Source organism: Alcaligenes faecalis (genome assembly GCF_041521385.1).
Classification (GTDB): Bacteria; Pseudomonadota; Gammaproteobacteria; order Burkholderiales; family Burkholderiaceae_B; genus Alcaligenes; species Alcaligenes faecalis_E.
The window spans coordinates 1,383,034-1,396,442 of record NZ_CP168006.1 but is presented as its reverse complement, the minus strand read 5'-3'; the positions used below and the strand labels follow the sequence as shown (position 1 = coordinate 1,396,442).

The following is a 13,409-nucleotide window of genomic DNA, read 5'->3' as shown; positions in this document are numbered from 1 at the left end:
ACTCGCAATTTTCACATATCCCACGGCTTTTCCCATGAAAAACACTACTTCTGTTTCCTTGACCTACCGCGATGCAGGCGTGGATATCGACGCGGGCGATGCCCTGGTCGATCGTATTAAACCACTGGCTGCCAAAACCATGCGTGCAGGCGTCATGGCTGGAATCGGAGGCTTTGGCGCTTTGTTTGAAGTGCCTACCCACCTTAAAGAGCCCGTTCTGGTGTCCGGCACCGACGGTGTTGGTACCAAACTACGCCTGGCATTTGATTGGCAGCGCCACGACACTGTGGGTATAGACCTGGTGGCCATGAGTGTCAACGACATTCTAGTCCAGGGCGCAGAACCCTTGTACTTTCTGGATTACTTTGCCTGCGGCAAGCTGTCGGTCGACACGGCTGCTCAAGTAGTTGGCGGCATTGCCAAGGGTTGTGAACTGTCCGCTTGTGCCCTGATCGGTGGCGAAACGGCAGAGATGCCCGGCATGTACCCCGAAGGCGAATACGACCTGGCCGGTTTTGCAGTGGGGGCGGTGGAAAAATCGCGCATTATCGACGGCAAGTCCATTGTTCCCGGTGACGTGGTTCTGGGTCTGGCTTCCAGCGGCGCCCACTCCAATGGCTACTCCCTGATTCGCAAGATTCTCAAGCACGCCAACGCCAAGCCTACCGACGAGCTGGATGGCCGTCCTTTGGCTGACGTGGTCATGGAACCCACCCGCATCTACGTGAAATCCGTGCTGGCCGCTTTGGCTGCCCACGGTGCAGACATCAAGGGTCTGGCTCACATTACGGGCGGCGGCTTGTTGGAGAACGTGCCTCGCATTCTGCAAAAGCACCTGACTGCCCGCCTGAAACGTGATTCCTGGACCATGCCTGCTTTGTTCCAGTGGTTGCAGAGCAACGGTAACGTGGCCGACGAAGAAATGTACCGCGTGTTCAACTGCGGTATCGGCATGATCATCATCGTTCCTGCAGACAAGGCAGAGGCCATCAGCGCCACCTTGTCCGAGCAAGGCGAAACCGTCTATCAATTGGGCGAAATCCTTGAGCGTCAGGAAGGTCAGGCTCAGACTGAAGTGGTCTGAAACTCTCGGATCTTTCCGTAAATAGAAAAGCCAGCTCCTTGAGTTGGCTTTTTTTATTCCTGCTTCCCGCTTCCGACGCCCACTGTATTAGCGCATCGAATCTGGTGTATTTGATTTTCAAATAAGGTTTATATGAAATTGATTATGCTGTTTTTCGAACTAATCCGAATTTAAGTATTACTCGTACATTCCATAATGTTCCCCGGCCAGCAAGGCTCCTACAGTAGCGGCAAGAGCATAGAAATATTAGCTGACATGTTAGAAGCAATTTCTGAGGGGAAGAAAAATGGAGCACAGCGATTTATCCTTGAAAGACCCGCATCCTGCTTTGCATAACGAAGACTTGGCGCCTTTGCCGCGACAAAAACGTTTATGGGGGTGGTTCGAGATTTTCAACGTCTGGTCCAACGATATTCAAAGTCTGTTTGGCTATACCTTGGCCGCTACTTTGTTTATTTCTTATGGTCTGAATGGTTGGGCCGTGTTTGCCGGTATCTTGCTGGCCGGTTTTATTGTGATGGGTCTGGTGAACCTGAGCGGTAAACCCAGCGTCTTGTATGGCGTTCCCTATCCTGTGATCGCTCGTATCAGCATGGGGGTGAAGGGCGCCAAGTTTCCGGCCCTGGTACGCGGGATTGTGGCTATCTTCTGGTATGGCGTGCAGACCTACTTTGCCTCTACCGCCTTGGCTCTGTTGCTCAATGCCTTGCTTGGCCACCCCGGTGGTGCCTTGTTTCTGGGCCTGGATTGGGTGGGCTGGCTGTCTTATATCGTGGTCTGCATCCTGCAACTGGGCATTTTCCTGATGGGCATGAAATGGATTACGCGTTTCCTGAACTGGGCGGGTCCTTTGGTGTACCTGGTGATGTTCGCGCTGCTGGCGGTGATTTGGTACAAGGCAGGTAGCGGCCTGCTCGATAAGGTGGGCGAGATTTTTGCCGGTAAGGGCACTTATGAGGGCGGCCCCTTGATGGCGTTTGGCGCGGTGGTGGGTACGATGGTGGCGTACTTTGCGGCTGTTGTGATCAACTACGGTGACTTCTCGCGCTTTGTGAAAGACGAGCGCAGCATGCGTATTGGTAATTTCATGGGCTTGCCTGTCAGTCTGGCCGTGTTCTCCTTCCTGGCCTTGTTCATTACCGCTGGTACGGCTGTGTTGTTTGGTGAAACCTTGACCAACCCCACCGATATTGTGGACCGTGTCGATAGTCTGGTCCTGACCGTCATTGCGGCTTTGACCTTTTTTGCCGCCACCGTCGGTATCAACCTGGTGGCGAACTTCATTCCACCTGCTTTCGATCTGGCGAATTTGAAGCCCGAGCTGATCTCGGCCAAGATGGGCGGCATTCTGACCGCTGTCATTGCTTTCTTTATTGGTGCCTTGTGGTTGCCTTTGATCAGTGCCATCGGGATTACCGGCTTTGTGGATACCTTGGGCGCCTTGCTGGCCCCCTTGTACGGCATCATGATTGTGGACTTCTACTTGATTCGCAGGCAGCGGGTGGTGGTGGCGGATCTGTTCTCCCTGAAAGAAAGTGGTACCTACTACTTCCAGAATGGCTGGAACAAGCGTGCAATGGCAGCTTTCTTCCTGGCGGCGGTGTTCTCGGTGGCGACGGTGTGGGTACCCGCTCTGGCGAATATGGCCGGTTATGGTTGGCTGATTGGTGCCTTGTTGGGCGGTGCATTCCAGTACTTGGCGATGCGTACCCAAATCCAGCCCAAGCTGAACGGTGCCTCGGTGTAAAGATAAAAAGTGGTCTTTGTGAGCGGCTTCTGGCAGTTGGATGCTATCCGGCTGCCAGAAGCCGTTCGTAAACAAGAGACTGTTATCTGAGTATCAAGCTGGCCAGATTTGGCGCGCCGTTTGCACAATCTGTTCGGCCATTTGCGGGTTCTGGCAGTTGAATTGCAGACGCTCGGGGTCGGATCGTAGCCAGGTCAATTGGCGTTTGGCCAGTTGGCGAGTCGCGGCAATCGCCTGTTCAATGGCCAGGTCCAGGCTGACTTCGCCGTCCAGATACGACCACAGTTGCCGATAGCCCACACAGCGAATAGAGGGCAGGCCGGGATGCAAGTCAGGGCGCTGGTACAGCTTCTCCACTTCCTGCAGCAACCCTTGTTTGATCATGTCGTGATAGCGAACCGCGATACGTTTATGCAGCCAGGATCGGTCTTCCGGTTCCAGGCTCAGGGTGAGGTACTGATGGCTGCCTTCTTGCGGCTGGGCCTTGTCCTTGAGCCAGTCGCTCATGGTCTTGCCGCTGATATGGAAAATCTCCAGGGCACGTTGAATACGCTGGCTATCGCGTGGAGCCAATCGGGCGGCTGTGACAGGGTCGATGCGGGCCAGCTCCGCGTGCATGCCGGGCCAGCCAATTTCCTGGGCGCGCTCGTCCAGTTGCTGACGAATGGCGGGGTCGGCCTGTGGCAAGTCGTTCAAGCCCTCACGCAAGGCTTTGTAATACAGCATGGTGCCGCCACACAGCACGGGATAATGCCCGCGTGCCCGGATTTCCTGAATAAGGCGGGTGGCATCGGTGGCGAACTCCGCGGCTGAATAGCTTTCTGCTGGGTCGCGAATATCCAGCAAGTGGTGGGGGATTGCGGTCTGTTCTTCGGCACTGGGTTTGGCGGTGCCAATGTCCATGTCACGGTAAATCGTGGCCGAGTCCATCACAATCACTTCAATCGGCCAGTGTTGGGCCAAGATATGCGTGCTGGCGCTTTTGCCGCTGGCTGTCGGGCCAGCCAGACACAGAATGGGTAAATCGTTCATTGTCCACGCATAAAAAGTTTGTCCAGTTCGCTGAGCTTCCATTGGAACCAGGTGGGGCGACCGTGATTGCACAGATCGGCCCGGTCGGTTTGTTCCATCTTGCGAAGCAAAGCGTTCATCTCGGGGATGCTCAGGCGGCGATTGGCACGTACCGCACCGTGGCAGGCCATGGTGGAGAGCAGCTCGTTGCGTTGCTCATCCAGATGGCGTGATGACCCTACCTGAGCCAGATCGCGCAGTACGGCACGGGCCAGGGATTCTATATCGCCTTGGGCCAGAAGGGCAGGGACGGCGCGCACGGCCATGGTGGTGGGGCCAGCCGGATTCATGCTCAGGCCCAGATCGGCCAGGGTTTCCTGATGCTCATCCAGCAAAGCGATATCGCTTTCTGAGCAACTGAACACGACCGGCACCAGCAGGTCCTGACGGGGCAGTTCGCGGCCATCCAGGGCCTGTTTCAATTGTTCGTAGACCACGCGTTCGTGAGCTGCATGCATATCCACCAGAATCATGCCCTGACGGGTTTCGGACAGGATATAGATGCCGTGCAACTGGCCCAGGGCCATGCCCAAGGGAAACTCGTCCGTTGCGCTGTCTGCCTCGTTTTGATAGCTGGTGACGGGTGTGTTGCTGGGAGCAGGCTCAATCGGACGGTACATGCTTTTCCAGTCCACATTGCCGCCGCCAGATGGCTCGCGCAGGCTGAAACTGGATTGCCAGCCTTGGCGAGCTGGATGGCTGTACGGCATGGCGGGTTCGCTGCTGGTATAGGAGCTGCTGGGTGCGCCAGGAGTGGCCGAAGGGTAGGGTGTGCCCGTTATAGGAGGTTGGGTAGCGCCTTCAGGTAAAGGCATGGCGGCAACTGGCGTTTCCCCGGCCATACTGCCCTGTGCCAAGGCTTGCCCGACGGACTGCAGCACAAAGCGGTATACGGCACCGCTGTCACGGAAGCGGACTTCGTGCTTGGCCGGGTGTACGTTCACATCCAGCGTGGAGGGGGCAATGTCCAGAAACAGGGCATAGGCAGGCTGGCGATCCCCATGCAGCACATCGGCATAGGCACTGCGTATGGCGTGTGACACCGTGCGATCGCGTACAAAGCGGCCATTCACAAACAGGAACTGCTTGTCTGCGCTTGGGCGAGCGTGGGCCGGGTGAATCACCAGACCACGCAAGCTGATCAGACCCTGCTCCTGGGCAACGGGCAGGCTTTGTTCAATAAACTCTTTGCCCAAAATATCCAGCAGACGCTGTTCCAGCGTGCCGCTGCGCCAGTGGCGCTGGGGTTTGTCGTTGTGAAACAGACGGAAGGCGATCTGCGGCTGTGCCAGGGCAATGCGCTCCAGCGCGGTCACGCAATGGCCGTACTCCGTGCCTTCCGTACGCAGGAACTTGCGACGGGCGGGGATCTCGTCAAATAGCTGACGTACATCCACATGCGTGCCAATCTGCCCGGAGGCGGGCTGGGGTTCAGCTTGGCCCAGCGAGTACTCCCAAGCGTGCGGGTCGTCCTGGGTGCGCGAGTTGATCGTCAGACGGGCTACCGAGGCAATAGAGGGCAGGGCCTCACCCCGAAAGCCCATGGAGGCCACGGACTCCAGTTCTTCCAGCGAGCGAATCTTGCTGGTGGCATGTTGCAGCAGCGCCAGGGGCAATTCTTCCTGGGTGATGCCGTGGCCATCGTCGCTGACAGAGATGCGGCGTATGCCGCCGCCGTCCAGACGGATCTCGATGGCACTGGCTCCGGCATCAATGGCGTTTTCCAGCAATTCCTTCAGGACAGATGCCGGGCGCTCAATAACTTCACCGGCTGCAATTTGGCTTACAAGCAAGTCCGGCAATGGGATAATACGGCGTCTTGATGACATAGGGCGGCTGGCCTTGTGTGTATTCAGGGTTGAACAATACAGGTTCAACGGGTTTCAAACGGTAGCGGCTTATTTTAACCGCTTGCTCTATGGTGTCGGTCTGGCCAGTATCGGACTGGCTGGGTTGTTATTTTGGTGTGGAACTATGCCCGATTTACTCAGCATGATCCTTCATATTGACCAGTACCTGGGTGTGTGGGTCGAGCAGTATGGAGTCTGGATTTATCTTGTTCTGTTCTTGATTATATTTGGCGAGACCGGGCTTGTGGTTTTGCCCTTCCTGCCGGGCGATTCCCTGCTGTTTATTGCTGGAGCCTTTGGTGCTTCGGGCATGTTGGACCCAGTTATGTTGGGTGGGCTGCTGATTGTGGCAGCGGTGCTGGGTAATACCGTGAACTACCACGTGGGGCGATATATAGGCCCGAAAGTCTTTACCCAGGAATCCCGATTCCTGGATCGTCGTGCGCTGGTCAAAACCCATGCTTTTTATGAAAAGCATGGTGGCAAGACCATCGTCATTTCCCGCTTCCTGCCCTTGTTCCGTACTTTCGCGCCTTTTGTTGCCGGTGTAGGCCATATGAATGCCCTGCGTTTTCAGATGTACAACATGACAGGCGCAGTATTGTGGATTTGCAGTTTGATTACCTTGGGCTACTTCTTTGGTAATGTGCCTTTCATCAAGGCGCATTTGAATACTATCGTGCTGATTGGTATTGCTGCAGCGGCGGTGCCTGTCGTGGCTGGCGCCTTGTGGAAGATCTTCAAGCGCAAGAGCAAGGGTGATGCGGCTTTGTAGGAGTTGAGGTCGGGTTGCTGGGCTGTTGAAGGCCAAGGAAAGGGCGCCAGAGGGCGTTCTTTTTTTCGGGCACCTGTCAGGTATCGATGTTGTTAGTGAGGGGGTAAAAGCCGTCGCAAAATCTGGGTTCAAGTGTTCAAGTGTTCAAGTGTTCAAGTGTTCAAGTGTTCAAGGTAACTATTGGCACTCTCCGTATTTTTGAAAAAGCCGCCTCTGTTTGAGCCTTTAGCAAAGAATGCCTCAGTTTTCTTGAGGGGGAGCAGCTAGTCGGCAGGCGGGGCCCTGGCCCGTGCTGCGCACGGGGAACCTTGTCTCTTGCGCTATCCAGGCGCCCCGTGAACTCGCGCGATAGCTCGTCCCCTGGACGAGCTATAAGCGTCGCGCTCAAACAGCACGGGGCTTGTATCCTGGATAGTTCAAGAGCCTGCGGCCAGAACCCTGACTCGCCTGCCGACTAGCTGCTCCCCCTCAAGAAAAGGCCACACCGATTCAGGTTCAAACAGGTTCTTGCCCAGAAATGCTCTCTTCCCTGAACAGCTCCGGATTCAAGGGAAACAAAAAAGCGCAGCAAAAAATGCTGCGCTTTTTTCATGGAACCAAGCAGATAGTTAGCTTCGGCTGGCCAATGCCGGAAACTCGGCAAAATAGCCCCGGATACCGGTCAGAATGGCTTGGGCGATCTTGTCCTGGTGCGAAGAGCTACGCAGCAGACGTTCTTCTTCCGGATTACTGATAAAGGCTGTTTCAATCAGGATTGAGGGAATATCGGGGGCTTTCAAGACAGCAAAACCGGCGCGCTCGACACGGCGTTTATGCAGACGGTTGATCTTACCGATCTCGCCCAGTAGACGTGAGCCTACTTTTACCGAATCGTTGATCTGGGCAGCGGTAGACAGGTCCAGCAGAATTTGTGCGACCTGTCGGTTATGGGAACCCAGGTTCAGGCCACCAATCAAGTCGGCATCGTTCTCTTTCTTGGCCAGCCAACGGGCTGCCGAGCTGGTTGCCCCGTTTTGAGACAAGGCGTACACAGACGAGCCACGTGCACTAGGCTTGATCCAGGCATCGGCGTGAATGCTGATGAACAGATCCGCCTTTACCCGGCGGGCTTTTTGCACGCGTACTTGCAGCGGGACGAAAAAGTCTGAATCCCGCGTCAAATACGTACGCATATTGGGCTGCGCGTCAATCAGGCGTTTCAAGCGTCGGGCGATGTTCAGCACTACATCTTTTTCACGCGTACCACCAGGGCCAATGGCACCGGGGTCTTCACCGCCATGGCCGGGATCCAGTGCAATCAACAAAGGACGATTGGGCGTGCCGGGTGTTGCTGCTGGCGCAGGAGCGCGGGGTGGGGTGCTGACGGGTGGGGGCGTACGAGCTACAGCGGGTGGCAAGGTTTGCCCTCGGACTGTCGGTACTGGAGCGTTAGGCGAGTTTTGAGCCAGGCTTTCCAGAACGGAGGCCAAGGGGTCATTGTCGTCCTGAATTTGCAAAGCCAGCAGCGGGTCTTGGGCGACACGCGGGTATAAGTCCAGCACCAGACGATATTTGTATTCGCCAACGGGCTTGAGCGTAAAGATCTGGGGGGCGATGGGCTGTTTCAGATCCAGCACCAGACGCACGACATCGGGCCGGTTCTGGCCCACGCGCACCGAGCGAATATAGGGGTCGTTAGGACGAACTTTGGAAATCAGTTCTTCGATGGTGCGGTTCATGGTCAGGCCCTGGATGTCCACCACCATACGATGGGGGTTCTCCAGCGTGAAGTGCTCGGCCTTGAGCTCGCTATCCATTTCCAGGGTGACGCGGGTGTATTCGTCAGCCGGCCAGGTACGGACGGCCACGATGGTGCTGGCATTGGCCAGTCGCGGGATGACAGGAAGCAGGAACAGGGTAGTGGCCGTGGCGACGAATCGGCGACGGGCCTTGCCGGCGGGGGCTACTTCTGCTGGCTGGGGGCGAGTGTCGTAATCCATAGCGTTCCTTTGGCGCTGCGTGCATCCAGAGTGGCCAAACGACCGTCACCGCAATAATCCAGGTGTAAATCCAGATCGGGCTCGGGCAATAAATCCCCTGCTTTTTCGGGCCATTCGATCAGCACAACAGCATTGTCTTGCAAAATATCGCGAAAACCTGCATCGACCCATTCTCGTGGATCGCTAAATCTATAGAAATCAAGATGATAGAAGTATAAGCTAGAAACTTTATAACTTTCAAGTAAAGCGTAGCTGGGACTTTTGATACGACCGGTAACACCGCAGGCCCGCAACAGGGCTCGAACGAAGTGGGTTTTACCGGCTCCCAAGTCACCATGAAGATGAATTCGGCCACCGGCGGGCACGCCCGGAATCTGACCGCCAAGCAGCGGGGCAAGGCGTTCGGCCAAGGCGGTGGTGGCGTCCTCGTCCGGCAAGGACAGGGTTAAAGCTTGCGGATTCATAGGCTTGGATCAGGTGGCAAGGGATAACCACAGGGGAATGGTCAAGCCCGCTAGTATAGTGCCGATCGACATGGTCAGCGCGACCAGACGGCTATCGGCCCCCATACGGGCAGCCAGTACGTGGGCGGAAGAGGCCGTAGGCAGAGCAGCAAACACCAGTAACATCTGGCGCTCCAGTGTGCTCATATCCAACACCCAGGCAATCGCCAGGGCTGCCAGGGGTAAAGCCAGTAGCTTGATGGCGGTAATCCAGCCGATCAAGGCCCCCGCGCGCCGTGAGCCTTGCAGGGACAAGGTGGCGCCTACACACAACAAACCAATCCCCAAGGCACAAGCCCCCAAGCGGCTAAAGGCCAATTGAACCGGGCCTGGTACGGACCAACCAGCCAGATTCCAGGCCAGTGCAGCAACAGTAGACAGGATCAGGGGATTTTTAAGCAGCTCGATGGCAATGCGGCCTTGTTGCCCACGCGCCAGCACGGTCACTGCCACCATATTGGCCATGGGAACAGAAAAGCCCACCAGCAAAGCCATGACAGCGACACCTGATGGCCCGCCAATCGCACTGGCCAGAGACATCCCCAAATAGGTATTGAAGCGAAAGGCGCACTGAGTCAGGGCCGCGTGCTGCAAATGTTCGGGTTTCAGAATGGGCAGGGCCAGCCAGGCCAGAACCGTGCCCACGGCAATTAAAACAGCCGCAGCGACCAATAAAGGCCAGGTATCACCCAGATTGAGCGGGATGCGGGTAATGGAATCAAACAGCAACGCAGGAAACAGCACGTAATAGACCAGTTTTTCAGCACCCTGGAAAAACTCCCGATTGAAATGGAAGCGATGCAGCAGCAAAGCCCCTAGTGCTATCAGCAGGAAATCGGGCAGGATCAGCGGGAATATTGTGGCCATGATGACGGTAAATAGAAGCAGATATAGGTATATCCCCTGTAGGTATCTGCGTTCACAATTAACAATTGTTGGGGATTAGCTGCGCTATTATTGTTTGGTTCCCCTTACCCAGGGGATGGATCTACAAAAAGACTAAAGAGGAGATGTTCCCATGATAGAGAAGTTTCCCAAGAAATTTGCGCTGCTATCCCTTTGTGCAAGTTTGTCCATAATCGGTACGGCCAATGTCGCGCACGCTCAAGCGGATTATCCTAATCAGGCGATTCGCGTCATTGTTCCGTTTGCGCCCGGTGGTTCCACTGATATTGTGGCGCGTATTGTGACCAAGGGCATGAGCGATGTGTTGGGTCAATCCATGGTGATAGAAAACAAGGGTGGTGCTGGTGGCGCTATTGGAGCGGCAGAAGCGGCTCGCGCCAAACCTGACGGCTATACCTTGTCGATCGCGACTGTCTCGACCCTTGCGGTGAACCCCGCCTGCCGTCCCAATGATCTGCCCTATGATCCCTTGAAAGACTTTTTGCCGGTCAGCAACTTTGCCAACTTGCCTAACGTGATCGAGGTTAATCCCAAATTTCCGGCACAAAACTTCAAGGAATTTGTGCAGCAGTTGAAAGACAATCCCGGTAAGTATTCTTATGGCAGTTCTGGGACTTGCTCGGTGTTGCACTTGTTTGGTGAGGCTTTCAAGCTGGCAACCGGCACGGATATCGTCCACGTGCCTTACCGGGGGTCCGGACCGGCTGTGACCGACGCTGTTGGTGGTCAGATCAACGCCATGTTTGATAACTTGCCTTCCTCCATGGCGCAGATTCAGGCTGGGAATTTACGCGCCCTGGCGATTGCCTGGCCCGAACGTCTACCCGTGCTGAAAGATGTGCCGACCTTGGCTGAGGAAGGCTACCCGCAGCTCAATAGCCCTGCCTGGTACGGTCTGCTGGCCCCCAAGGGGACGCCTCCTGAAATCGTTGCCAAGCTGCATGCCGCCGCCGTTGAGGCTTTGAAAAAGCCTGAAATCATTGCGGCTCTGGAAAAGCAGGGTGCAACACCGTCGGGTAACTCGCCTGAGGAGTTCGCCCAAGAGATCAAAGAGCAGTACGACTGGGCTCACGATGTGGTCAAGAAAGGCAATATCAAGCTGGAATAAGCCTTGGACTTTAAATGTCAGCCATAAAAAAACCGGCCTGCACAGGCCGGTTTTTTACTTCAGCCCTCAGGCTTAGCCACGATTGGCTTGCAGTACGGTCAGGGCTGCCATATTGATAATGCGGCGTACGGTTGAACTGTAAGTCAGAATATGCACAGGAGCATTGGCCCCCATCAGGAAAGGCCCGATGGCGACGTTACTGCCGGCAGCCGTTTTCAATAGGTTGTAGCTGATATTGCCCGCATCCACGTTAGGGCAGACCAGCAGGTTGGCTGAGCCTGTCAGTGCAGAGTTCGGCAAGGTGCGGCTGCGCAGGGCTTCGTCCAGTGCGCAGTCGGCATGCATTTCGCCTTCTACTTGCAGGTCGGGCGCCTGTTCGTGAATCAGCTTCAGGGCTTCGCGCATCTTGGGACCGGAGGCGGCTGAATCCGAACCGAAGTTGGAACGCGACAACAGGGCTACCTTGGGTTCCAGACTCAGCGTGCTCAACATACGGGCCGCTTCAATTGTGTATTCCGCAATTTCCTGCGCGTTCGGGTCGTCGTTGACGTGTGTGTCGGTCAGGGCAAGCGTGCGCTCGCCCAAGAGCAGGATATTCATGGCGGCGTACACACTGGAGTCGGGCTTGCGGCCGATCATCTCGTCGATGTAGCGCAGGTGGTTGTGGTAGGAACCGATGGTGCCGCAAATCATGCCATCGGCATCGCCCAGGTGCACCATGGTCGCGCCAATCAGGGTCAGGCGACGACGCATTTCCACACGAGCCATTTCCTTGCTGATACCGCGACGGCACATTTTTTCCCAGTAGGTGGTCCAATACTGGTGGAAACGGTCGTCCGATTCCGGATTGGTCACTTCCACATCCACTCCTAAACGCAGGCGCAGACCAAATTTCTTGATGCGAGACAGCAGCACGGCAGGGCGGCCAACCAGAATTGGGTGGGCCAATTTCTCATCCACAATCACTTGTACGGCGCGTAGCACGCGTTCTTCTTCGCCCTCGGTAAAGACGATGCGAGCCTTACCGCCTTCGCGCACCAATTGCTTGGCGATGGCAAAAACGGGCTTCATGAAGGTGCCGGAGTGGTAGACAAACTGTTGTAGCTTGGCAATGTAGCCTTCCAGATCCGCGATTGGGCGAGAGGCAACCCCTTCTTCCATGGCCGCCTGCGCGACAGCGGGGGCAATACGCACGATCAGACGGGGATCAAAGGGCTTGGGAATCAGGTATTCGGGGCCAAAGCTCAGCCCATAACCACCATAGGCCGCAGCCACGGCTTCGTCCTGCTCTTCTTCTGCCAGGGCGGCAATGGCGCGGGCGGCGGCTTTTTCCATGCCTCGGGTAATGGTGGTGGCGCCTACATCCAGCGCACCGCGGAAAATGTAGGGGAAGCACAGCACGTTATTGACCTGGTTCGGAAAGTCCGAGCGGCCAGTTGCCATGATGACGTCGTCGCGGGCGGCTTTGGCCACTTCAGGCAGAATCTCGGGGGTGGGGTTGGCCAGTGCCATCACGAAAGGACGGTTTGCCATTTTTTGCAGCATTTCAGCTTTCAGCACACCGCCGGCGGACAGGCCCAGAAATACATCAGCATTGTCGATGACATCGGCTAGCTTGCGTGCTTCGGTTTCTTTGGCGAAACGGGCCAGTTCAGGAACTTGATGACCTGGGCGACCTTTGTAGACCACGCCATCAATGTCCGTTACCCAGACGTTTTCTTCGGGCAGACCCATATCCACCATCAAGTCCAGGCACGCCAAAGCGGCTGCACCGGCACCCGAGGTTACGACTTTGATTTTCTTGATGTCTTTGCCAACAACTTTCAAGCCGTTCAGGAACGCTGCCGTCACACAAATGGCAGTACCGTGCTGATCGTCGTGAAAAACGGGGATATTCATGCGTTCGCGCAGCTTGCGCTCAACCTCAAAACACTCGGGTGCTTTGATGTCTTCCAGGTTGATGCCCCCGAAGGTAGGCTCCAGACCGGCAATGATGTCTACCAGTTTGTCGGGGTCGGTTTCGTTGATCTCGATATCAAACACGTCCAGGCCAGCAAACTTCTTGAACAGAACGGCCTTGCCTTCCATCACGGGTTTGGAGGCCAGGGCACCAATATTGCCCAGCCCCAACACCGCGGTACCGTTGGAGATCACCCCCACCAGATTGCCACGGCCGGTGTAGCGGAAGGCATTTTGTGCGTCGACCACAATTTCTTCGCAAGCGGCGGCAACACCTGGGGAATAGGCCAGGCCCAGGTCACGTTGGTTGACCAAGGGTTTGGTCGCGGCAATGGTGACTTTGCCGGGAATGGGGAACTCGTGGTAATCCAGGGCGGCTTGTCGATCTACAGGTGAACTCATTGCGTGTCCTTTTGCTCAGGCGCCA

At 56.0% G+C, this 13,409-nt stretch carries 10 protein-coding genes; 4 read left to right on the top strand and 6 right to left on the bottom strand.

The window, feature by feature from the left end:
• Nucleotides 1-34 precede the first annotated feature (34 nt).
• Together purM and ACDI13_RS06270 are read left to right on the top strand one after the other, a co-directional pair.
• Nucleotides 35-1,084, top strand: a complete 1,050-nt coding sequence (purM, locus tag ACDI13_RS06275; protein ID WP_094195791.1) for a phosphoribosylformylglycinamidine cyclo-ligase — start codon at nucleotides 35-37, stop codon at nucleotides 1,082-1,084.
• Between the two features lie 286 nt (nucleotides 1,085-1,370).
• Entirely contained in the window at nucleotides 1,371-2,831 is a 1,461-nt protein-coding gene (locus ACDI13_RS06270) for an NCS1 family nucleobase:cation symporter-1 (RefSeq protein WP_316989104.1), read from the top strand.
• Between the two features lie 93 nt (nucleotides 2,832-2,924).
• Here ACDI13_RS06270 and miaA read toward each other — a convergent pair whose 3' ends face one another.
• Both miaA and mutL read right to left on the bottom strand, forming a co-directional pair.
• Complete coding sequence (gene miaA / locus ACDI13_RS06265) at nucleotides 2,925-3,863, bottom strand: tRNA (adenosine(37)-N6)-dimethylallyltransferase MiaA (RefSeq protein WP_316989103.1); 939 nt, start codon at nucleotides 3,861-3,863, stop codon at nucleotides 2,925-2,927.
• Nucleotides 3,860-5,731 (bottom strand): DNA mismatch repair endonuclease MutL, encoded by a 1,872-nt coding sequence (gene mutL / locus ACDI13_RS06260; RefSeq protein WP_316989102.1) that lies wholly within the window; start codon nucleotides 5,729-5,731, stop codon nucleotides 3,860-3,862. Before mutL ends, miaA begins: the two co-directional genes overlap by 4 nt.
• Before the next feature lie 145 nt (nucleotides 5,732-5,876).
• Here mutL and ACDI13_RS06255 point away from each other — a divergent pair, with 145 nt between their 5' ends.
• Nucleotides 5,877-6,527: a VTT domain-containing protein gene (locus tag ACDI13_RS06255; protein ID WP_316989101.1), complete on the top strand. Its 651-nt coding sequence runs from the start codon at nucleotides 5,877-5,879 to the stop codon at nucleotides 6,525-6,527.
• A 608-nt stretch (nucleotides 6,528-7,135) separates the two neighbouring features.
• Here the strand turns inward: ACDI13_RS06255 and ACDI13_RS06250 are convergent.
• From ACDI13_RS06250 to ACDI13_RS06240, 3 genes are read right to left on the bottom strand one after another with little or no spacing between them, the layout of a single operon-like run.
• Nucleotides 7,136-8,506, bottom strand: a complete 1,371-nt coding sequence (locus ACDI13_RS06250; RefSeq protein WP_316989100.1) for an N-acetylmuramoyl-L-alanine amidase — start codon at nucleotides 8,504-8,506, stop codon at nucleotides 7,136-7,138.
• Nucleotides 8,470-8,970, bottom strand: coding sequence for a tRNA (adenosine(37)-N6)-threonylcarbamoyltransferase complex ATPase subunit type 1 TsaE (gene tsaE, locus ACDI13_RS06245; RefSeq protein ID WP_316989099.1), 501 nt, complete (start codon nucleotides 8,968-8,970; stop codon nucleotides 8,470-8,472). The genes ACDI13_RS06250 and tsaE overlap by 37 nt, the downstream gene beginning before the upstream one ends.
• Nucleotides 8,971-8,979: 9 nt before the next feature.
• Complete coding sequence (locus tag ACDI13_RS06240) at nucleotides 8,980-9,876, bottom strand: AEC family transporter (RefSeq protein WP_316989098.1); 897 nt, start codon at nucleotides 9,874-9,876, stop codon at nucleotides 8,980-8,982.
• A 151-nt stretch (nucleotides 9,877-10,027) separates the two neighbouring features.
• On the opposite strand from ACDI13_RS06240, the gene ACDI13_RS06235 reads away from it, so the two are divergent.
• Nucleotides 10,028-11,023: a tripartite tricarboxylate transporter substrate binding protein BugE gene (locus tag ACDI13_RS06235; protein ID WP_316989097.1), complete on the top strand. Its 996-nt coding sequence runs from the start codon at nucleotides 10,028-10,030 to the stop codon at nucleotides 11,021-11,023.
• Between the two features lie 72 nt (nucleotides 11,024-11,095).
• On the opposite strand, the gene ACDI13_RS06230 is transcribed toward ACDI13_RS06235, so the two are convergent.
• A complete protein-coding gene (locus ACDI13_RS06230) occupies nucleotides 11,096-13,384 on the bottom strand; it encodes an NADP-dependent malic enzyme (RefSeq protein ID WP_316989096.1) in 2,289 nt (762 codons plus the stop codon).
• Nucleotides 13,385-13,409: the final 25 nt, after the last annotated feature.

Bases quoted from the DNA above. Each gene is read 5' to 3' on its own strand.
- ACDI13_RS06250 (WP_316989100.1), bottom strand. From the start codon at position 8,506: ATGGATTACGACACTCGCCCCCAGCCAGCAGAAGTAGCCCCCGCCGGC.
- ACDI13_RS06230 (WP_316989096.1), bottom strand. From the start codon at position 13,384: ATGAGTTCACCTGTAGATCGACAAGCCGCCCTGGATTACCACGAGTTC.
- ACDI13_RS06255 (WP_316989101.1), top strand. From the start codon at position 5,877: ATGCCCGATTTACTCAGCATGATCCTTCATATTGACCAGTACCTGGGT.
- ACDI13_RS06240 (WP_316989098.1), bottom strand. From the start codon at position 9,876: ATGGCCACAATATTCCCGCTGATCCTGCCCGATTTCCTGCTGATAGCA.
- tsaE (WP_316989099.1), bottom strand. From the start codon at position 8,970: ATGAATCCGCAAGCTTTAACCCTGTCCTTGCCGGACGAGGACGCCACC.
- purM (WP_094195791.1), top strand. From the start codon at position 35: ATGAAAAACACTACTTCTGTTTCCTTGACCTACCGCGATGCAGGCGTG.
- mutL (WP_316989102.1), bottom strand. From the start codon at position 5,731: ATGTCATCAAGACGCCGTATTATCCCATTGCCGGACTTGCTTGTAAGC.
- ACDI13_RS06270 (WP_316989104.1), top strand. From the start codon at position 1,371: ATGGAGCACAGCGATTTATCCTTGAAAGACCCGCATCCTGCTTTGCAT.
- miaA (WP_316989103.1), bottom strand. From the start codon at position 3,863: ATGAACGATTTACCCATTCTGTGTCTGGCTGGCCCGACAGCCAGCGGC.
- ACDI13_RS06235 (WP_316989097.1), top strand. From the start codon at position 10,028: ATGATAGAGAAGTTTCCCAAGAAATTTGCGCTGCTATCCCTTTGTGCA.